This window comes from Bacillus sp. JAS24-2, assembly GCF_008274905.1.
Lineage (GTDB): Bacteria > Bacillota > Bacilli > Bacillales > Bacillaceae_G > Bacillus_A > Bacillus_A cereus.
Genome location: NZ_CP031068.1, coordinates 4,388,020 through 4,408,296 on the forward strand (window position 1 = coordinate 4,388,020; position 20,277 = coordinate 4,408,296).

Consider the following 20,277-nt stretch of genomic DNA (forward strand, 5'->3'; position numbering starts at 1 on the left):
TTTATTATAGGTGATGAGGAAAGCGGAAATCAAAACATACTTCTTATACTTTGTCCATATATATGAAGAAGAAAGGGGAATGACGATGGATGTAAGAGAACATACTTTTTTCTCTCTGCTTATTATTAGTTATTTTATTGCCTTTGGGGTTATACTTGGCGGTTCATTAATTGGTGGATTTGGTGCGTTTCTTATCGGAAAACCAGCTCTAACTTACATTAATCAATTCGCCCAAAATTTAAGAATTTGGGCACTCGTTGCAGCAATCGGCGGAACATTCGATACCTTTTATAGCTTTGAAAGAAGTTTCTTTGGCGGAGATATGAAAGATATCGTAAAACAAATTCTCCTTATTTTTTTCGCAACTGGTGGTATGCAAACAGGTCTCATTATTATTAAATGGCTAACGCAGGAACATGTATGAGAGTACCAAGTGCCAATACAGCAAAAAGATGGTACTTAGTATTAGCTGGTGCTGCTGTTGGAGGCGTGTTGAGCTGGTTTATTTTTTTGTACATATACGGTGTTTTTCAACAAGAACAAGCTAGTAAAATAGCAGAACAAAGAGAAATTATAGAAAAACAAGAAGCAAAGCTCCACGTCCTTCTCGAAGATCAAGAAAAATTGAACACTGAAAATAAACGGCTCTTAACCATTCAAGAGATTAAAATAAAACTTATCAATCGAGAAAAATACGATTTAGACAATCTTACACTCGAAAATATGACTACATCTATTCATAATGATCTCCAGCATCTTTTAACGAAAAACATTCAAAGTATCGCAAAAAATAAAGACCTACTAAAAAAGGTAATCGAAAATAAAACATACAAACATTACGATCGCCTATACCGTTTTAAAGTCGATACAATATCTTTTGATACAGTGCTTGAAATTAGCATTACTATAGAGAAAGAAAAATAAAGAAGGAGGGCTTTAGCGCCGCTCCTTCTTTTCGTTCTAACATATAGTCTTTTATTTACAAATCTCACGTAAATCAGCAAAAAGACGATCCGCTTCTTCCCAAGAAGATGCCTTGGCACCAGAAGCCATCGGATGCCCTCCGCCGTTATATTGCATTGCCAATTTGTTTATAACTGGTCCTTTTGAACGAAGACGAACACGAATTACGTCATCTTCCTCTAAAAATAGAACCCACGCCTTTAATCCATCAATATTGCCAAGCGCTCCAACAACACCAGATGCTTCAGAAGGAAGTACATCAAACTCTTCTAATACTTCTTTCGTTAATTTAATGTAAGCTGCTCCTTCTTCTACCATCGTAAAGTTTTGTAAAATATAACCGTTTAAACGAGCAATTTTTTCTTTTGTCTTATACATTTCATTGTATAAATCTGTGAATTTCACACCCATATCAACAAGCTCACTTACGTAACGAAGTGTTTTTGCTGTCGTATTTGGGAATAAGAAACGACCTGTATCTCCAACAATTCCTGCTAAAATAAGGCGAGCTGCTTCTTTTGTTATTTTTAATCCTTTATCTTTTCCATAGTTATAAAACTCATAAATCATTTCACTTGTAGAACTCGCTGTCGTGTCTACCCACGTAATATCTCCATATGGATCTTCATTTGGATGATGATCAATTTTAATTAACATCTTCCCTTTTGTATAGCGTTGATCGTCAACCCGTTCTTGATTCGCAGTATCACAAACAATAACAAGCGCATTTTCGTATACACTATCTTCAATATCATCCATTACTCGTAAGTATGCTAGTGACGGTTCATTGTACCCAACCGTATAAATATTTTTCTCTGGAAACGATTCTTGTAGAATTGTACCAAGACCACCCTGTGAACCTAACGCATCTGGGTCCGGACGCACGTGGCGATGAATAATAATTGTATCAAACTCTTTAATTGCTCCTAAAATTTGCTCATGCATATGTATAATCTCCTTTTTAATCAACTTCTTCACTTTATCCTCCATTATAACGGAAAGTATTTCATACATGCGAACAATTGCTTTATAATAAAAGTTAGAAAGTTTAGATATTTCTTTTTCTTTTCTATTATTTTTCACAAAGCGACGGGAGTGTTCATTATGCCAGTATTAGTCTTCTGTATTATCGTCTCATTTATGTTGTACCTCTTTTACAAAACAAAATACTTTCGTACAAACCGCCCAATGGAGAAAGGTTGGCTCTCAGGAAAATCCGCAATGGCACTCGGTTCATTCGTTTTATTTTTCGGGATAAACCAATTCTTTTTAGAACTTTCAACCGCTCGTATTATCGTTGGTGTTTTATTCGTTCTATTTGGTAGTGCAAGTGTATTTAACGGGTTTCGCCAATACAAACATTTCTTGCCATTAGCAGTTAAAGAAGCCGAAGTCTATGAAGCAACATAAAAAAGCATCAATATTGTGATGCTTTTTTACGTCCCTTAACTTTCAAAATCATATATGCAACAAACGCAGATGGTATATTAAATGGGTTACCTTGTACATGAAAATGTAGTTGTTCTTCTCCAAAAGACATTTTTTCATATAGCTCTCGCTGAGATAATCCTGTCTTTTCCTTTTTTTCATGTAAACCTTGTAAATATAAATATTGGATCGGTATCATTACAAGAAAGTAAAATAGTGCGATACTACCAAAAAAGAGTACGGCTGACGACATAATGCATACCACCTTTCAGAATTCCATTTTCTTACAATATAATCATAACACAATATACAGCCAAATCGAATTACTATTCTGTCTTTTCTTACGTTACTTTTCCACTCCATACATATTTCACTAAAACTCCCATCTAAAATCATGCCTTTCAAATTTAAAACAACAAAAAAAGATGGAACAAATCAAAACGATTTGTTCCATCTTTTTATTTATCGATTAACTGCACCATAAGTAATGCCTTTCCAACAACATTACCTTCATGATGCACCTCTACATCGACCTTACCAAATTTACGCCCAATTTCTAATACTTTCGGATGAACAGATACAACATTGTCAATTTGAACCGGCTTTACGAAATAAATCGTTAAGTTTTCAACAATTAAATCGCTTTTCTTTTGCGCACGAATGACGCGATTTGTCGCTTCTGTCACAATTGTTGCAAATACACCGTACGATAACGTTCCGATTGAGTTCGTCATTTGCGGCGTCACCGAAAATTGATATAGATGCTCATTCTTCGCTTCTTTCGGCGTCATAAATTGATTCGTTACAATATCATCAATGGTTTCTCCAACTTGTGGCTGACGTTGAATCATTTGCAGTGCCTGAAGTACATCTTGACGGCTAATAATACCTTGTAGTTTATTTCCTTCATCAACAACAGGAAGTAACTCAATACCTTCCCACACCATCATACGTGCCGCAGCTGCGACAGACATTTTACCGTTCACTGTAATTGGGTGTTTTGTCATTACTTTATCAATTGGTGTTTCTTTCGCTACACCGATCATATCTTTTGAAGTCACGATTCCTAGCACTTTGTTACTTTCATCAACAATCGGATACCTTCCGTGCATCGTCTCTTCATTATAGGCATGCCATTGCTGCACTGTATCATTTGGCTTTAAATATAATGTTTCTTCAATTGGCGTTAAAATATCTTCAACGAGTACAATTTCTTTCTTAATAAGCTGATCGTAAATCGCACGGTTAATTAACGTTGCAACTGTAAAGGTATCGTAACTACTTGAAATAATCGGCAGTTTTAATTCATCTGCTAATTTCTTCACATGATCTTCCGTATCAAATCCGCCCGTAATTAATACAGCGGCTCCAGTTTCTAACGCTAATTGATGTGCGTTCGTACGGTTACCGACAATAAGTAAGTTCCCAGCTTCTGTATAGCGCATCATCGCTTCTAATTTCATTGCCCCGATTACGAATTTATTTAACGTTTTATGTAGTCCTTCTCTGCCTCCAAGTACTTGACCGTCGACAATGTTAACGACTTCTGCATATGTCAGTTTTTCGATATTCTCTTTCTTCTTTTGTTCAATTCGAATTGTTCCGACACGTTCAATTGTACTAACATACCCTTTATTTTCTGCATCTTTAATTGCACGGTAAGCGGTCCCTTCACTTACACTCAAATCTTTCGCAATTTGTCTTACAGAAATTTTATGGCCTACTGGCAGGCTATTAATATGTTCTAAAATTTGGTTATGCTTGGTAGCCAAATGGTTTCACCATACTTTCTTTTCCCTAAATTCTTCATGTGTTGTACTTTCAGTATACTATATTTTCAAAACTGTTACACTCTCTCTTTGCATACCTGTACTATTTTTTTTATAACAAAATGACTCTTACATTCCACCAGTCATTCTATTACAACAATGTAATGCTATTGTCATCTCATTCGATAGTTCGCACACTTGATTACCTATACAATTAAGACAAGAAATAAATCAAAGGAGCGAACACATGATGAAAAAACTTTTAGAGGTTGTAGGTGCTGTATTTTTAGCTTTCGTAGATGGGAAAAAAGTTACAATGGAATTGAATGAAACACCTGAACAGCCACGTACCAAAAGAAAAGAATCACCAAAACAAATACAAGTATTAAAAGCTGTCCTACACACGTAAAAACCCTTCACTTTTCTTTTCAAATGAAGGGTTTCTTTTCTATAGTGTAATACTTTCTCCAGCTTCTAATACTTTCCCTGTACAATTTTGTAGCTTTTCTACAAATTGATATGGATCTTGTTCAATAACTGGGAACGTATTGTAATGCATCGGTACAACAGTTTTCGCATTAATCCATTTTGCCGCTAGTACAGCATCTTCTGGTCCCATTGTGAAATTATCACCAATTGGTAAAAATGCTAGATCAACTTTATTTAATTCCCCAATTAACTTCATATCAGAGAATAGTGCAGTATCTCCTGCGTGGTATACAGTTCTCTCTTCTGCTGTAAATAGAATACCTGCTGGCATACCTGTATATGTAATCGTCTTATTTTCTTCATCAATATAACTAGAGCCGTGGAATGCTTGTGTAAACTTCACTTTTCCGAAGTCAAATTCATGTGAACCACCAATATGCATCGGGTGTGTATTTACACCTTGCCAACTTAAAAATGTTGCTAGTTCAAATGGCGCTACAACAACTGCATTATTTTTCTTCGCAAGTTCTACTGTATCTCCAACATGATCACCGTGTCCATGCGATAAAAGGATTGCATCCACTTTTACATCTTCAGCTTTTAAATCTGTTCTCGGATTACCTGTTAAAAACGGGTCAATTAAAATAACTTTTCCATTCGCCTCAATTTTCACAACTGAATGTCCATGATAAGATACTTTCATTATTACATTCCTCCCCTATTCACATTCTCACTTTTTATTCTACATGATTTTTCAATCCCCTGTCTTTTCTAACATCTATTTACTTGTCATAACGCTTTCTTCCGAGTTAAAGTTATATTTGTAATTAAATATCTCGGGGGTGCCAATCGATGAATGCTAGATTAGAAAATTTAATGCAATGGCTAAAAGAAAAAAACGTAGAAGCTGCGTTCTTAACTTCTACACCGAACGTCTTCTACATGACAAACTTCCACTGTGAACCACACGAAAGACTTCTTGGTATGTTTGTATTCCAAGAAAAAGAACCTATTTTAATTTGCCCTAAAATGGAAGAAGGCCAAGCACGTAACGCTGGCTGGGCACATGAAATTATCGGATTTACTGATACTGACAGACCATGGGATATGATTGCAAAAGCAATTAAAGACCGCGGCATCAATGCAAATGCAGTTGCAATTGAAAAAGAACATTTAAACGTAGAGCGCTACGAAGAATTAAAGAAATTATTCCCAAATGCAGCTTTCAAATCAGCTGAGGAGAAAGTTCGCGAACTTCGTTTAATTAAAGATGAAAAAGAACTTTCTATTTTACGCGAAGCAGCTAAAATGGCGGACTATGCTGTTGAAGTTGGTGTAAATGCAATTAAAGAAAACCGCAGCGAGCTAGAAGTATTAGCAATTATTGAACACGAATTAAAAACAAAAGGCATACATAAAATGTCATTTGATACGATGGTATTAGCAGGTGCGAACTCTGCTCTTCCACACGGTATTCCTGGTGCAAACAAAATGAAACGCGGCGATTTCGTACTATTTGATTTAGGCGTAATCATTGATGGTTATTGCTCTGATATTACACGTACAGTAGCATTCGGTGAAATTTCTGAAGAGCAAACTCGCATTTACAACACTGTACTTGCTGGACAACTACAAGCAGTTGAAGCATGTAAACCGGGTGTTACACTTGGCGCAATCGACAACGCTGCACGTTCTGTTATCGCAGATGCAGGTTACGGTGACTTCTTCCCACACCGCCTGGGTCACGGACTTGGAATTAGCGTACACGAATATCCAGATGTAAAAGCTGGCAACGAGTCTCCATTAAAAGAAGGTATGGTCTTCACAATCGAGCCAGGTATTTACGTACCAAACGTAGGTGGCGTTCGTATTGAAGATGATATTTACATCACAAAAGACGGATCAGAAATTTTAACGAAGTTCCCGAAAGAGTTACAATTTGTAAAATAATAAAAAAGGTAGCTTGATTGCTGCCTTTTTTATTTCTCTACTATTTCAAATTTCTCTACAATCATTTTTGCTGGATAACTTTCAAGTATTTGAGAAAACCATACTTTTATTTTATCCCCTGTTTTTAACTGTTTATATGCGTCTTTGTCCTTAAAGCTCAAGACTATATGTGCTGGATGATCTTTATTCATTTGTTGTTCTATATAATGTTGCAACTCTACTTTTGTTTTAAACGTTTTATCATCGGCAAAAAACACCGTGTCATTTCTTAATATAAGATACCCTTCTTTTACCGTTACTTGCTCTACTTGTTTTGTATCACACGCTGATAATACGACTAGAAATACACTTAAAAACATAACAATTTTCATATGCCTATTCATTTTTAACCCCTTACTCTAGGCTATTTCAAATTTAGCACCATCTTCTCCTCATACTTATCATCCCATTTAATCACAACTTCTATAGGTTCATCTTTAGAGATAGGCGCGCAACTTACACAAGAAGACTTCATTTCAATCTTTGCTCCTCTATGAACTTCTGACGTTTGTGTCATTGTACTAAAGGCTCCATTAATAGCAATCTCTAAGTTTTTAAATTCTGTCTTTCCATCCCCGCCCTTATATTGAAACGTAAACATCCCATCTTCACTGTCATCCTTAATATGCCCTTTATATTGTCCAGTCCAACTTTTGCTCTCGCTAGAAAAAGTAACATACGAAATGGAATAGCTTCCTAAAAAGAAAATACTAATGAAAAAGAATAATGCTCTCTTCATAATGCCCCCCTCCATTCAAAAGCACTTATTTATTGTCTATTTCTTCCTCTTATTATACTATTAAAATACAGAATTTTCTAAAATAGGAGGCTTATATGTTACAACAACAGTTAGAAGAAATTCGTAATAATAATTACATACTGGATAACACACTTAACATCGATTCCTTAAGTTCCAATATGCTTGAGCATATTGGCGATACTGATAGCTATTTAAGGGACAAACTTATTTGCTCTACTTTTTATCATTTCATCAAGAAGGACTACCTTTCACACACACAATTACAAAAACTATTATTAGAAAGCATCGGTGAAAAATATTTATTGTATAAGATTCATTCAGATGATGGAGATGCTGTATTTACTCGTGCATTTACGACCTTATTAATTGCACTCATTATAGATGCAGATACAAATCATAATTTCTTATCACAAACTGATATTTCAAATGTAAAAGATCAATTAATTCTATATATGAACAATGAGCATGATTTCCGCGGATATGTTCCAGACCATGGCTGGGCACATAGTATTGCTCATGCTTCCGATACATTTGAGGCGCTTGTTCGTAGTCCTAAACTGGAAGCTTTATATTACGAAGAAATATTGCAAACTTTATTAAACAAAGTTTGCGTCCATTCTATTTACTACAAATATGAGGAAGATGAACGTATCGTTTATCCGATTGTCGCAATGCTCCAAAGTGGTCTAAAAGAAGAAGTACTCATATTAGCCCTTCATGATTTAGTAGCTCAATTACCCGTCCAAAAACAAACATTACATATTAAATCGTACGAGTACCTATACGGAAATATTAAATCTTTCTTGCGCAGCTTATTCTTCAGACTACGCACACTGTCTATATGTGAAGAAACAGAATGCGAAATTGAAAAATTGCTACAAGAACTTCCAAAATATTATTAAAAAAAGAAGGCCACTCAAAAAGTGCCTTCTTCTATTTCACTAATATTTAATTGAAATTTCACGATCCAAACTGAGAAAAGGTGGACAAGAAGCGCAAACGCCATACATGCTCCGCTTAAAAAAGTTAGTATAGGATGCGAATACACGTGCCCCAATCCATAGGATATCGCCACGAAAAACATTGTTATGTAAATATAAATTGCTCCATGTATTTGCCTCATATAAACCTCCTTTTCCCATATTATAACATAAGTTTTCTGATTATTCACATTAATTACTCGTAATCAATATTTCTCAACTGTTACACCTCTTACAGCAGCCTTAATATACGGTGACCCTTGTAAACTTTGTAAATCCTCTGTTTTCCTGTTACGACTACACCGTATATTGGTAAGTCTTTTGGTTTGGTGTTTTTTATTTCTTTATCCCGCATTAACAGGCAGTAAGACCCCACATCAAAATTCAGCGGAAGCAAAGAAGTTAGGTGGGGGGCGGACTGCTCGTAAAAGCCCGATTGGTGAGGGCTGATAATCAGTGGGGGATGCCCTCACCACTGATTAAAGTTTCACTTTATAGTTTATCCTAAAATATTCTCGATATCCCTCTTTATTTTCACTTAAAGATATCCAAATACAGCTTTTATAAATTTTTCCATAGTAAAAAGCACATTTATTTTGATGTGCTCTTCACATATAATTTAGTAAAATATGAACCATTTTTTTGAAACAAAAACTCCAACTCATCTCTCCCCATACTATCGTTATGACTTAGTTGCCATAATAATTGAACGAGGATAAAATCCCAGCTTTTCATAAAATGATACAGCTTCATTTCCATACACTACTGTTAATTCAATTTCATCTATCTTTTTCACTTTAAACCATTCCACTGCACTATTCATTAATTTCAAACCAAATCCGTTTCTTCGGTATTTTTCATCAACAAATAAAACTTCAATCTTTCCGCTTACGCTTTTACTATACGCTATACAAAATCCTAATATATTATCTGTTTCTAACTCAATCAATAATTCAATTCTATATTCTCCGTACTTTGAGTTCTTTTTATAATTTTCAATACGTTCCTCAAATGTCATTCTTGGGTAATCGCCAGAAAAATATTTTGATTTATTATTATGATATTCATGCAATTTATTTAAGGATTCTCTTATTATCTCTATTTCATCGAGAGTGATATATTTATTACTAATTCTCATCCTATAGCATCTCCAATAATATATATTTCAGCAAAAAAATAAGACTGTTTTTTGTTCACAAAATATTACTCTATTATTCCATCGCTTCCCTCACAACATCTTGAATCATAACAACTTCCGTTTTCATATCAACAGATGGTGCTTCTTCATCAATACATTCATGCCAAAATTCCAAGTGCTTTTTATCGATTTCATAATGAGAATTTTCGACAAGAGCCCCGCCTTCTCCTTGCACAGAATACCAATATAAGTATTCTTCTCCATCTCTTATTTCCCGGAAAATTGTCTCAACGTACATCTTTTCGTCGTTTAATGTCAAAAGCACTTTTTTCATATTGTCATTAAGAAGCTGCATCCATTCATCTACACGATGACTTTTACCTTGTTTCACTTTGAATCTCGTTAATTCCACATTCATTTTTATTCCCCCGTTTTCTTACGTACAAACAATCTATATTCTATCGGATTATGAAAACTTAATTTACTAGCTAGTTTTTGCGAAGGAATATTGTCTACATAACAATCCCAGCACGGTGTAATATCATTTTGCATGCAATGCTCAACGAACCGTGTCGCAACAGCTTGAGCTAATCCTTTCCCTTGATATGCTTTATGCGTAGCAATATCGATTTCAGCAAAACTATTCCCTCTAAATATTGAGACGCATTCAGCTATAATCATCCCACCTTGTTCTATACAAAATCCGAAACCACCGTTCAAAAATAGTTCTTTTGATCCCCAATATTCTTTATAATACTTCTCTGTAAATTCACTGCTTCGTTCTATATCACTTTTATCAATACGCTTCACTGCATATGTATTTTTATTTGCATCTTGTGTTCGCTCTTCAAAGATTTCTCTTTGGAATTTCATTCGTGGCATATTCCGAAGTACATTACTAAAACGCCCTTCAATCATCATTTCCCACTCTTCACTTGAAGCGAATAGTGTAAATCTCTTCTCTGTTTTTTCAATAGCCATTTTTAAATACATCAATAAATCTTCATTATAATTTTGATCATCCGTATGACCAAATAAATAATAGATACCGTTAACTGTACGAATTAATCCTGCTGTTAACTTCTCGTTGGCAAAAACCTCACCAGCTATCACTTGATCACATACCGCATAAGCAAACGTCGTCGTTCTTGTATTACCTTCTAAAACCGGAAGAACTTTTCTATACTCGGCTACAGATAATTTTTTCATAATTGCTCCACTATAATCGTATCAGCCTCTATATGTTCAAAACAAAGATTTACCGTCCTCTTTAATGCTCTCGTTCTATGAATCGTACATGCTGGAATTAAAATAGAATCATTTGGCTTTAAAACCGCCGTTTCTCCATCTTCAAAATCAATAAGTAACTCTCCCTCTAGCACAATAAATAATTCATCCGAATTAGAATGATAGTGCCAATCATATTCACCAGTAAATACAGCGATGCGTAAGCAATGACTGTTTATGTTTGAAACGACGAAGTTTTTATGTTGATCTTGAATGTCTTTTGTTAATTCTATTAAGTTCACAGTTTCCATATTTCATCCCATCCTTCCATTAGTCGTTCTTCTGAAAAATCAACTTAGTCTCCACCACCTCCGCAATCTCCTCCGCCATCACTTGAGCTGCTACAATCGTTGCTACTGTAGTCACCGAATCCACTTGATGAGCTTGAATTGGATGAAGATTTTTTGCTTCTTTTTCTATCTTTTTTACTTTCATGACTAGGCCAAACCTTATCAAATAATATAAAGAATAAGATTCCTTCTACCATAACAAGCATAACGCCAAAAATACCTTCAATAACATTAGGGGTTATCCCCAAACATTTAACCATCCCACATAAAAACACACAAAAAATCACATACAAGAACATACAAATATATCGAAATACTTTTTCTATCATAAGGACTACTTTTTTTGAAAAAGGTATGTTCTGTTCCTGTTTTCTCTTCATATACTTTTGTCTCTTAACTTGCTTTTTCTTCCTCTTTTTGCTCCCCATTGAACCCCCTCTTTTTGTTATATAATTCTAAATTATCATAATAAAAATCGATTTACACCAATAAATAACAATTATTCACATGTTATTTCTCCATAAAAAAAGACCCTCCTCATAAAGGAAGGTCTCGAATGTATTTCTATTATGATAAAGCAGGAGCTTTTTCAAGAAGCTCTTTCGCATCAGCGTATTGTAAGCCGTGCGCTTCTGCAACTGCTTCGAATGTTACATAGCCATCTAATGTGTTAATACCTTTTAGTAATGCAGTGTTGCCTAAGCAAGCATCTTTGTAACCTTTGTTCGCAATTTGTACTGCATATGGTACTGTTACGTTTGTTAATGCAAGAGTTGACGTACGTGGAACTGCACCTGGCATATTAGCAACTGCATAATGAACAACGCCGTGTTTTTCGTAAGTTGGGTTGTCATGAGTTGTAATACGATCAGTTGTTTCGAAAATACCACCTTGGTCAATCGCGATATCTACAACGACAGAACCCGGTTCCATTGATTGAATCATTTCTTCAGTTACAAGTTTTGGCGCTTTTGCACCTGGAATTAATACTGCTCCAATAACAAGGTCAGATTCTTTAACAGCTTCTGCAATGTTGTATGGATTAGACATTAATGTTTTTACTTGGTTACCGAAAATATCATCTAATTGACGAAGACGTTCTGCACTTAAGTCAATGATTGTTACATCTGCACCTAAACCTACTGCAATCTTAGCTGCGTTTGTACCAGCTTGACCACCGCCGATGATTGTTACTTTGCCGCGTTTTACCCCTGGAACGCCTGCAAGTAAAATACCTTTACCACCCTTGTTTTTCTCAAGGAATTGTGCACCGATTTGTGCAGACATACGACCAGCTACTTCACTCATAGGTGCAAGTAATGGTAAAGAACGATTGTCTAATTGTACTGTTTCGTATGCGATTGATGCAACTTTGTTATCGATTAATGCTTTCGTTAATTCTGGTTCTGGAGCTAAGTGTAAGTATGTGAATAAAATTAAACCTTCACGGAAATAGCCGTATTCACTTGCTACTGGCTCTTTTACCTTCATAACCATATCTTGATTCCATGCTTCTTCAGCAGTTTCTACAAGTTTCGCACCAGCTTGTACGTATTCTTCATCCGTAAAGCCAGATCCTAAACCTGCTCCTTTTTGAACAAAAACTTCATGACCATTTTGTACTAAATGTACTGCTCCCGCTGGCGTCATTGCCACACGGTTTTCATTGTTTTTAATTTCTGTTGGAATACCGATACGCATGATTAGTTCCCCCTTGAGTTATGAAATGACCCCTGAATCATTTTTTTAAAGCGCTTTCTACGCTCTTATATTTTAACATAATATCTCAATATTTGACAAAAAAATAACACGAGTTTTCCGATAGATTTAATTTTATATTAAAGGACAGTATTATCCGCACCTCTCAGCACAATGGATAAACTGTCCAATTATTCGAAACTTCATCTTATTTTATTCTATCGATGTCTATGAATAACATCCACTGCACCAGTAACTTCAATAATTGTACCGGTAATCATATCGGAATCGTCCTCACATAAAAACGAAATGGTTCTTGCAATATCTTCACCTGTTCCAGATCTACCAATCGGTGTGTTATGCTCTTTCAGCTGACGTGCTTCTTGAATAGTTGCCTCTTTCATCTCGCCTATAATATCACCAGGACATACCATGTTCGCAGTAATACCATACTCCGCTTCTTCATAAGCAACTGTTTTCGTTAATGAAACAAGTCCTACTTTCGCTGCGGCAAAAGCTGAACGATAAATCCATCCCGGTGCACTATCCGCCCCTTGAAATCCGTAATTAATAATACGGCCAAAGTTCTGTTTTCTCATGACCGGAACGACAAGTTTTAATAAATGAAATACCGCTGTTAAATTTCCCTGAATCATTTCATTCCATTCATCTTCTTCATAATCAACTAACTTTTTTCGTTCAAATACATATGGACCAGCATTATTAATTAAAAAGTCAATTTTGCCAAAACGGCTCATCGCTTCTTCTACTATTTTATGTAAATCTTCCTTTTTCGTGACATCCGCTTGCACGAATTGTAGACGCTCTTCCACATCTTTATATGTTTCTTTCATCGTTTCCATAGCCGTGGTATCGCTATGGTACGTTACTGTTACTGAATAGCCTTTAGCCAATAACTTTTCTGTTACTTGCTTTCCTAAACCTTTCGTACCGGCTGTAATGAGCGCATGTCTCACAAAACTGCCCCCTTTTAAATTGCTATACTTCATATGTAACAAGTTCTCGCTCCAATTACAACTAAAATGAATTGAAACAGAGTTTTCAAAATTCTGTAACGTTTCTGGCAAGCATGTTACCAAAATTTGTTTTATAATTAAGTTGTAAACAGTTATAAAACAGATTGGGAGGAATTTACTATGAATAATACATATACAAATATTTTAATCGCGGTGGATGGTTCTAAAGAAGCAGAAAAAGCCTTTAAAAAAGCAATTCAAGTCGCAAAGCGCAACAATGCAACATTAACAATTGCTCATATCGTTGATGTAAAAGCATACTCAGCAGTAGAAGCTTATAGCCGTGCAATTGCTGAACGGGCAAATCTATTTGCAGAAGACTTATTAGAAGACTACAAAAAAACTGCGCTTGAAGCTGGTCTTGAAAAAATTGAAACTGTATTAGAATTCGGTAATCCTAAATCAAAAATTTCAAAAGAAATCGCTCCAAATCATAAAGTAGATTTAATTATGTGTGGTGCGACTGGTTTAAATGCTGTTGAGCGTTTCCTAATTGGTAGCGTCTCTGAACATATTATTCGCTATGCGAAATGCGATGTCCTTGTTGTTCGTGGTGATGAGGAACAAGGTGAGCTTTAATTTATAGATAAAACACCAAGTCCACATAGGCTTGGTGTTTTTCATTTTATAAACTTCACTATAAACACAAGACATGCTACGACAACAACGGTAATTGCCAACACATAAGGCGGAAGAAACTTCAAAGACCATAATGCCATCATAATTGTCGCGATCGTTAAGTACGTTTGCCTTGCATCTGCTGTCATTTTTTTACGAAGTAAGAAAACGTACAAATAGCCAATTGGCGGCGTAATAAAGCAAAGAACATATATGATTTTTGATTTTAAATACCACTTTTGTTCTCCGAGTTTCTTTATATCTTCTTCTATTCTCTTATGCTCTTGCTCTCTCGCTTCTTCTACAAGCGGATTTTCCTCTTCTCCTCGCTTTTCTTTCATATAAGGAAGAAAGTGCATAAAAAAATAGTATGCAAATACGAACGCTCCAAATCTAATATTTAATCTTTCTAATGGAATATGTTCACTAAAAAAAGCAGCAGTAAGCACTAAAGACAAACAGTATGTCATCATCCAAAATGAATGTTTTCTCTTTTTCCGTTCCATTTCTTTTTCACCTTGTATATCTTTTCTTTTCGAAATCCATATAGAAATAAAGCAATCTACTACAAATAGAGCAAAAATAAATATCGCAACGTGTACTGTTTCTAAATCCTCAAATGAAAAGATATTTGGGAATGCAACGTGTAATACAATTAGCGTGTACAAAATTAACCCTATAAAATAAATACGTCTCATTTTTCATCCCTTTCTTATTTCCTAACATTACGTTAACATACATTTTTTAGAAATAGACGGACAAAATATATATGTGTAAAAAAGGAGGATGCAACATGGATGATTCTGAACGTATTATTTTAGATGTGAATGGGAAAGAACTCGAAATGCTAGATACGATTCGTACTCATTTTAAAGAGAAACATGGCGTTGAACTAAGTAACGGTGCATTACTTAGAGATTTGATGGATATTGAGTATATTCGAATTACGGAAGATCGACATAAGTATGATTAATTTGTGGCTATAAAAAAAGAAGGTAAGCTTCTCTCCATCAAGATTAGCGTACCTTCTTCCCTATAAAATCAATCAACTTCCAACAAACTCTCCAACTAACCCCTTCGCCTTCTCCAAAGCGTTTTTGATTTGTTCAAATCCTGTTCCACCCGAACTATTACGACGCTTTACAGCCGCATATGGTGAAAGAACTTCATACAAATCCTCTTCAAATAAAGAGCTCATTTCTTTATATGTTTCAAGCGAGACATCTAATAAATAAATTCCTTTTTGTGTGCAATATAGCACTAACTTCCCAACAATTTCATGAGCTTGACGGAATGGTAGTCCTTTGTTTGCTAAATAGTCGGCAATTTCTGTTGCGTTGGAGAAATCTTGCGTCACAGCTTGCCCCATTTTTTCTTTGTTTACAGTCATCGTTTCAAGCATACCCGCCATAATATGAAGGCATCCTTCTACTGTTTTTACTGTATCAAACATTCCTTCTTTATCTTCTTGCAAGTCTTTATTGTAAGCGAGCGGTAATCCTTTCATTACTGTAAGTAAACTGAATAAATTACCGTATACTCTGCCTGTTTTACCACGGATTAGTTCCGCCATATCCGGATTTTTCTTTTGCGGCATAATGCTGCTTCCAGTTGCGTATTGATCGCTCATTTCAATAAATTGAAACTCTTGGCTACTCCATAAAATAAGTTCTTCACAAAAGCGCGATAAGTGCATCATAAGCAGAGATGAGTTACTTAAAAACTCCAAGATGAAATCACGATCGCTTACTGCATCTAAACTATTTTCATATATTCCATTAAATCCAAGAAGCTCCGCACTATATTCTCGGTCAATCGGGAATGTCGTCCCAGCTAGCGCTCCTGCTCCTAATGGGGAGATATTAATACGCTTTAACGAATCTTCATAACGATTTACATCACGCTCTAACATCCAAAAGTAAGCGAGAATATGATGAGCAAATGAAATCGGCTGAGCACGTTGCAAATGCGTATAGCCAGGCATAATCGTTTCAATATTATTTTCTGCTTGATGAACAAGAACAGTTTGCAATTGTTTTGTAGCTTTTATAATATGTTCTACCTTTTCTTTTAAATACAAATGCATATCTGTCGCTACTTGATCATTACGACTTCGGCCAGTGTGAAGTTTTCCTCCTACTTCGCCAATTTGTTCAATTAACATTTTTTCGATGTTTAAATGAATATCCTCTGCTTCTACTAAAAATTGTAGCTTATTCTCTTTTGCTTCTTTCAATAAATATTGAAGACCTATCTTTATTTTCTCTGCTTCTTCTTTCGTAACGACGCCTTGCTTTGCTAGCATCGTTACGTGTGCAATACTCCCGTTTATATCTTGATTTACTAATTGTTGATCGAAAGAGATGGATGCTCCAAACTCTTCAACCCACGCTTCCGCTTCTTCAGTAAAACGTCCGCCCCAAAGTTTGCTCACGCTTCCACCTTCTTTTGATTCACTTGGCTGTATACTTTCGTCGGTAAACCAAATAATGAAATGAATCCAACTGCTGCATCATGATTAAATTCGTCCTGGGCAGTATATGTTGCTAATTTTTCATCGTATAAAGAGTATTCAGATTTACGTCCTTCTACAATCGCATGACCTTTAAATAATTTCACACGCACTGTACCTGTTACATTCTTTTGCGTTTCTTGTAAAAATGCATGAAGCGCTTGTTTTAAAGGTGAGAACCATAAACCGTTATAAATAAGTTCTGTTATTTTCTGTTCAATCACTGGTTTAAAATGCGCTACTTCTTTTACGTGTGTTAAATCTTCCAACTCTTTATGCGCAGTGATTAACGTCATTGCTGCTGGGCATTCGTATACTTCACGAGATTTAATACCGACAAGACGATTTTCTACGTGATCAATACGTCCAACGCCGTGTTTTCCAGCAAGCGCATTTAACGTTTTAATTAATTCTGCAAGTGAATATGCAGTGCCATTTAAAGTAGTCGGTACGCCCGCTTCAAATCCGATTTCTACAAACTCTGGTTTATTCGGTGTATCTTCTAACGCCAATGTCATCTCATATGCATCTTCTGGCGGCGCTGCCCATGGATCTTCTAAAATTCCACATTCGTTGCTGCGTCCCCATAAGTTTTGATCGATTGAAAACGGGCTATCTAAATTAATCGGAATTGGTACATCGTTTTCTTTTGCATATGCAATTTCTTCTTCACGTGACCATTTCCATTCACGTACAGGCGCAATCACTTCTAAGTAAGGATTTAATGCTTGGATAGAAACTTCAAAACGAACTTGGTCATTTCCTTTTCCTGTACATCCGTGTGCAACTGCAGTTGCGCCTTCTTGTTCTGCGATTTCTACTAATTTCTTCGCAATAAGCGGACGAGATAATGCAGAGACAAGAGGGTATTTTCCTTCGTATAATGTGTGTGCTTGCATCGCCATCAATGCATATTCGCTTGCAAATTCTTCTTGAACGTCAATCATATATGATTTAATTGCACCTACTGAAAGTGCCTTTTCCTTTACAAATGCTAAGTCTTTACCTTCCCCTAAGTCTAAACAAAGCGCGATAATATCATAATTCTTCTCTTGTAACCATTTAATTGCAACGGAAGTATCAAGACCTCCGGAATATGCTAATACAACTTTTTTCTTCTCCATTTTGCATCCCCCTAAAGAATAAATATTCATTTTCTTTTATAATAATTCACACTTTAACACCTTTCACAAAATGTATCAAGAGTCATTTTCAAATTTTTTCAAACAATTTCGTCGAACTTCTTTCTGTTTTTCTGTACAATATAAGCAGGAAAACGGGGGGTGAACTTATGGAAAAGTATTTCTTATACGATGAACATCTAGGAATTGAAATTCCACATTTACAAGAAGACTGGGAAGAAATCCCCGAAAAAATGCAACATGCTATTTTACTAAAATGGGAACAAGTTCGCGGGAAAATTCCTGATCGTATAAAAGAACTTGAGCACTATATTAATAAAAAACAACATTATTTAAATAACGAAGAAGACTTCGAAGTTTCTTGTAAACTAAATTCAGAAATTGCCGATCTTGCTTCCATCATTAATGACCTTTGGCTTTGGTATCGACTCACTCAAAATGTATCTGAGGGGAAAGCACACCAATGAAAAAAGCATGCCCCTCAATTACTTTGGGTCATGCTTTTTTTGTCGTAACATGATTTACAATATATCTCTTGTGCTGTTTTTGCCAAACACACATCAAAAGGGCCAACTAATATACTTCTTTCTTTCGGCAACTTTACAAAAGCAACAAGCTCTTCTTCATATTGAATTTTTTTCTGACATGAAATACATATTAATTCTTTTCTTTTGAACATTTCTTTTAGCATACCTTCATTCTCCCCTTCATCTATCTATATTAATATACTCTCATAATAGTTAAGACTTGTAAAAAAATGACACATTCCGAATCGAATGATTCATATACTATGTACAAAAGGAGGTCTACAGCTTATGCGTGCTTTCGTTATTATCGCTTTAACTTTTTTAAGTGTGATTAGTTGGGATGCGTTTTTCAAAGATAAAAGTGATGAAAAGAATACAACGGAATAAAACCTTTTTTTCTTACTTATTGGACAAACCGTTACAAACTGTCCAATCCTCCGAAATAACTTAGGCTTTTCTACAAAAATATTTAAACATAACATTTTTTGTAGATTCCCTCCGTTTATTGTCGGTTTCCATCCGCATACATTTTTTAAAAGTATGATATAATAGTATAAATCTTGAAGGAAGGGATTTTGATATCATGATCGCTCGAAGGAGCATGTGGCATCGTATTGACGAATCATACACGTAGCGTATTTTTCAGCTCAGATACTTTAGTCTAGCGAAAAAAATACGAGAGTGGGGAAATTATGATTGCCCGAAGGATAATTTGGCAAAAAAAAGACTCTTCTTACACATAGCGTTTTGTTTAGGACTTAATTGTTACTAACTAAACAAAACAAAGAAGAGCAGGATTGCTAAATGAAGAATCCTACTCCACGTTTTGTTTAGTCGTTTTAAGACTTAAACTAAAACGAAGGTAGGGAGAATTGATGGACGAGAGGATTATTCGTTATTTCTTCAGCGACATATAGCGTAGTTAGTTTTTTCGTAAACTAACTGAAAGCTACATGTGAGCTCGTAGTTAGTTTACAACACAAAAAGGACTACTAACTACGGAAAGAAGGAATAACGATGAGGAACATCCAAAGTCGGCAAATTATTAAAGAAATTTTTATGGTTTTAATCGGTTCATTTATTTTAGCAGCAGCGCTATATCACATTCACTTCCAAAACCACTTAACAGAAGGTGGCTTTGTAGGAATTGCACTATTCATTCAAAACTTTTATGATATTTCACCATCTATTTCAACTGTATTAATGGATATCCCAATTATTTTACTGTGTGCTTCATTTTTAGGTAGAAAAATGGTTGGCTATTCATTCCTAGGTTCAATTTCATTCGGAGCATTTTATTCCTTTATGGAAAATTATTCTCCATTTACGGTAGATTTATCAAATAACTTATTTATAGCTGCAGTAGTTGGCGGTGCGTTAGCTGGTATTGGACTCGGTTTTATATTGCGATTTGGCGGTGCAACCGGTGGAGACGATATTTTAACAATTGTATTAAGTAAACGAACTCGTTTTACAATTGGGCAAATTTTCTTCGTCTTTGACGCGATTGTTCTTGCGCTTTCATTATATTATTTAAATTGGACAGAAATTGCTTTTACTATTCTTTCGATTGCCGTACAGGCAAAAACATTGGATTTAATTTATTATCCAAAAACAGAAAAAACAGCAGAAAAGCAGCCAGTATCTGTTCCAATGTCTAAAAAACATGCAACAAATTAAAAAAGCGAAAGGCTTCGGCCTCTCGCTTTT

Annotated in this window: 28 protein-coding genes and 1 pseudogene; 10 read left to right on the forward strand and 19 right to left on the reverse strand. The window is 35.4% G+C overall.

Annotated features, from left to right (window positions below; all coding sequences use genetic code 11):
* Positions 1-10 precede the first annotated feature (10 nt).
* The gene (locus DN407_RS22750) at positions 11-424 is read left to right on the forward strand and encodes a YtrH family sporulation protein (RefSeq protein ID WP_002005839.1); all 414 of its coding nucleotides are present in this window, start codon (positions 11-13) and stop codon (positions 422-424) included.
* Entirely contained in the window at positions 421-924 is a 504-nt protein-coding gene (ytrI, locus tag DN407_RS22755; RefSeq protein ID WP_001265740.1) for a sporulation membrane protein YtrI, read from the forward strand. Before DN407_RS22750 ends, ytrI begins: the two co-directional genes overlap by 4 nt.
* 51 nt (positions 925-975) lie before the next feature.
* On the opposite strand, the gene DN407_RS22760 is transcribed toward ytrI, so the two are convergent.
* A complete protein-coding gene (locus DN407_RS22760) occupies positions 976-1,908 on the reverse strand; it encodes a DHH family phosphoesterase (RefSeq protein ID WP_000545136.1) in 933 nt (310 codons plus the stop codon).
* 159 nt (positions 1,909-2,067) lie between these two features.
* On the opposite strand from DN407_RS22760, the gene DN407_RS22765 reads away from it, so the two are divergent.
* Positions 2,068-2,373: a YtpI family protein gene (locus tag DN407_RS22765; protein WP_001144776.1), complete on the forward strand. Its 306-nt coding sequence runs from the start codon at positions 2,068-2,070 to the stop codon at positions 2,371-2,373.
* 7 nt (positions 2,374-2,380) lie between these two features.
* Here the strand turns inward: DN407_RS22765 and DN407_RS22770 are convergent, their stop codons facing one another.
* On the reverse strand, positions 2,381-2,644 hold the full coding sequence (locus DN407_RS22770; RefSeq protein ID WP_000093045.1) for a DUF3949 domain-containing protein: 264 nt from the start codon (positions 2,642-2,644) through the stop codon (positions 2,381-2,383).
* 205 nt (positions 2,645-2,849) lie between these two features.
* Positions 2,850-4,163 (reverse strand): CBS domain-containing protein, encoded by a 1,314-nt coding sequence (locus DN407_RS22775; protein ID WP_000201590.1) that lies wholly within the window; start codon positions 4,161-4,163, stop codon positions 2,850-2,852.
* 244 nt (positions 4,164-4,407) lie between these two features.
* On the opposite strand from DN407_RS22775, the gene DN407_RS31725 reads away from it, so the two are divergent.
* Positions 4,408-4,569, forward strand: a complete 162-nt coding sequence (locus DN407_RS31725; RefSeq protein ID WP_000976306.1) for a hypothetical protein — start codon at positions 4,408-4,410, stop codon at positions 4,567-4,569.
* Between the two features lie 39 nt (positions 4,570-4,608).
* On the opposite strand, the gene DN407_RS22780 is transcribed toward DN407_RS31725, so the two are convergent.
* A complete protein-coding gene (locus tag DN407_RS22780; protein WP_000868930.1) occupies positions 4,609-5,292 on the reverse strand; it encodes a metal-dependent hydrolase in 684 nt (227 codons plus the stop codon).
* A gap of 149 nt (positions 5,293-5,441) precedes the next feature.
* Here DN407_RS22780 and pepQ point away from each other — a divergent pair, with 149 nt between their 5' ends.
* The gene (gene pepQ / locus DN407_RS22785; protein ID WP_000994024.1) at positions 5,442-6,539 is read left to right on the forward strand and encodes a Xaa-Pro dipeptidase; all 1,098 of its coding nucleotides are present in this window, start codon (positions 5,442-5,444) and stop codon (positions 6,537-6,539) included.
* A 29-nt stretch (positions 6,540-6,568) separates the two neighbouring features.
* Here the strand turns inward: pepQ and DN407_RS22790 are convergent, their stop codons facing one another.
* Both DN407_RS22790 and DN407_RS22795 read right to left on the reverse strand, forming a co-directional pair.
* Positions 6,569-6,922 carry a DUF3221 domain-containing protein gene (locus tag DN407_RS22790; RefSeq protein WP_088070077.1) on the reverse strand — a complete coding sequence of 118 codons (354 nt, stop codon included), beginning with the start codon at positions 6,920-6,922 and terminating at the stop codon, positions 6,569-6,571.
* A 20-nt stretch (positions 6,923-6,942) separates the two neighbouring features.
* Positions 6,943-7,317 (reverse strand): hypothetical protein, encoded by a 375-nt coding sequence (locus DN407_RS22795; protein ID WP_149216645.1) that lies wholly within the window; start codon positions 7,315-7,317, stop codon positions 6,943-6,945.
* A 95-nt stretch (positions 7,318-7,412) separates the two neighbouring features.
* On the opposite strand from DN407_RS22795, the gene DN407_RS22800 reads away from it, so the two are divergent.
* Complete coding sequence (locus DN407_RS22800; protein ID WP_144501620.1) at positions 7,413-8,240, forward strand: DUF2785 domain-containing protein; 828 nt, start codon at positions 7,413-7,415, stop codon at positions 8,238-8,240.
* Positions 8,241-8,254: 14 nt separating this feature from the next.
* On the opposite strand, the gene DN407_RS22805 is transcribed toward DN407_RS22800, so the two are convergent.
* The 9 genes and pseudogenes from DN407_RS22805 to DN407_RS22845 all read right to left on the reverse strand — a co-directional run bounded on the left by DN407_RS22805 (position 8,255) and on the right by DN407_RS22845 (position 13,741).
* The gene (locus DN407_RS22805; protein WP_001248905.1) at positions 8,255-8,461 is read right to left on the reverse strand and encodes a hypothetical protein; all 207 of its coding nucleotides are present in this window, start codon (positions 8,459-8,461) and stop codon (positions 8,255-8,257) included.
* Between the two features lie 63 nt (positions 8,462-8,524).
* Positions 8,525-8,664: pseudogene (locus DN407_RS31730) on the reverse strand (anti sigma factor C-terminal domain-containing protein); the annotation flags it as partial.
* 336 nt (positions 8,665-9,000) lie between these two features.
* A complete protein-coding gene (locus tag DN407_RS22815) occupies positions 9,001-9,456 on the reverse strand; it encodes a GNAT family N-acetyltransferase (protein ID WP_149216646.1) in 456 nt (151 codons plus the stop codon).
* A gap of 73 nt (positions 9,457-9,529) precedes the next feature.
* Positions 9,530-9,874, reverse strand: coding sequence for a DUF6176 family protein (locus tag DN407_RS22820; RefSeq protein ID WP_149216647.1), 345 nt, complete (start codon positions 9,872-9,874; stop codon positions 9,530-9,532).
* Positions 9,875-9,876: 2 nt separating this feature from the next.
* Positions 9,877-10,665, reverse strand: a complete 789-nt coding sequence (locus DN407_RS22825) for a GNAT family N-acetyltransferase (protein ID WP_084063942.1) — start codon at positions 10,663-10,665, stop codon at positions 9,877-9,879.
* On the reverse strand, positions 10,662-10,994 hold the full coding sequence (locus DN407_RS22830; protein WP_000450931.1) for a cupin domain-containing protein: 333 nt from the start codon (positions 10,992-10,994) through the stop codon (positions 10,662-10,664). The genes DN407_RS22825 and DN407_RS22830 overlap by 4 nt, the downstream gene beginning before the upstream one ends.
* A gap of 44 nt (positions 10,995-11,038) precedes the next feature.
* The gene (locus DN407_RS22835) at positions 11,039-11,461 is read right to left on the reverse strand and encodes a hypothetical protein (RefSeq protein ID WP_000534947.1); all 423 of its coding nucleotides are present in this window, start codon (positions 11,459-11,461) and stop codon (positions 11,039-11,041) included.
* A 139-nt stretch (positions 11,462-11,600) separates the two neighbouring features.
* Positions 11,601-12,734, reverse strand: a complete 1,134-nt coding sequence (gene ald, locus DN407_RS22840) for an alanine dehydrogenase (RefSeq protein ID WP_001219402.1) — start codon at positions 12,732-12,734, stop codon at positions 11,601-11,603.
* 215 nt (positions 12,735-12,949) lie between these two features.
* A complete protein-coding gene (locus tag DN407_RS22845; protein ID WP_002062486.1) occupies positions 12,950-13,741 on the reverse strand; it encodes an SDR family oxidoreductase in 792 nt (263 codons plus the stop codon).
* Between the two features lie 147 nt (positions 13,742-13,888).
* Here DN407_RS22845 and DN407_RS22850 point away from each other — a divergent pair, with 147 nt between their 5' ends.
* The gene (locus DN407_RS22850) at positions 13,889-14,347 is read left to right on the forward strand and encodes a universal stress protein (protein ID WP_001066673.1); all 459 of its coding nucleotides are present in this window, start codon (positions 13,889-13,891) and stop codon (positions 14,345-14,347) included.
* Positions 14,348-14,388: 41 nt separating this feature from the next.
* On the opposite strand, the gene DN407_RS22855 is transcribed toward DN407_RS22850, so the two are convergent.
* Positions 14,389-15,084 carry a hypothetical protein gene (locus tag DN407_RS22855; RefSeq protein WP_149216648.1) on the reverse strand — a complete coding sequence of 232 codons (696 nt, stop codon included), beginning with the start codon at positions 15,082-15,084 and terminating at the stop codon, positions 14,389-14,391.
* Positions 15,085-15,179: 95 nt separating this feature from the next.
* Between DN407_RS22855 and DN407_RS22860 the strand changes: the two genes are divergently transcribed.
* The gene (locus DN407_RS22860) at positions 15,180-15,359 is read left to right on the forward strand and encodes a hypothetical protein (protein WP_000342765.1); all 180 of its coding nucleotides are present in this window, start codon (positions 15,180-15,182) and stop codon (positions 15,357-15,359) included.
* Between the two features lie 72 nt (positions 15,360-15,431).
* On the opposite strand, the gene argH is transcribed toward DN407_RS22860, so the two are convergent.
* The gene (argH, locus tag DN407_RS22865; RefSeq protein ID WP_149216649.1) at positions 15,432-16,820 is read right to left on the reverse strand and encodes an argininosuccinate lyase; all 1,389 of its coding nucleotides are present in this window, start codon (positions 16,818-16,820) and stop codon (positions 15,432-15,434) included.
* Positions 16,817-18,022, reverse strand: coding sequence for an argininosuccinate synthase (locus DN407_RS22870; RefSeq protein WP_053514531.1), 1,206 nt, complete (start codon positions 18,020-18,022; stop codon positions 16,817-16,819). The genes argH and DN407_RS22870 overlap by 4 nt, the downstream gene beginning before the upstream one ends.
* A 167-nt stretch (positions 18,023-18,189) precedes the next feature.
* On the opposite strand from DN407_RS22870, the gene DN407_RS22875 reads away from it, so the two are divergent.
* On the forward strand, positions 18,190-18,507 hold the full coding sequence (locus tag DN407_RS22875) for a hypothetical protein (protein WP_000417216.1): 318 nt from the start codon (positions 18,190-18,192) through the stop codon (positions 18,505-18,507).
* 14 nt (positions 18,508-18,521) lie between these two features.
* Here the strand turns inward: DN407_RS22875 and DN407_RS22880 are convergent, their stop codons facing one another.
* Entirely contained in the window at positions 18,522-18,731 is a 210-nt protein-coding gene (locus DN407_RS22880) for a hypothetical protein (RefSeq protein WP_000910674.1), read from the reverse strand.
* Between the two features lie 853 nt (positions 18,732-19,584).
* Between DN407_RS22880 and DN407_RS22885 the strand changes: the two genes are divergently transcribed.
* Positions 19,585-20,247, forward strand: a complete 663-nt coding sequence (locus tag DN407_RS22885) for a YitT family protein (RefSeq protein ID WP_149216650.1) — start codon at positions 19,585-19,587, stop codon at positions 20,245-20,247.
* Positions 20,248-20,277: the final 30 nt, after the last annotated feature.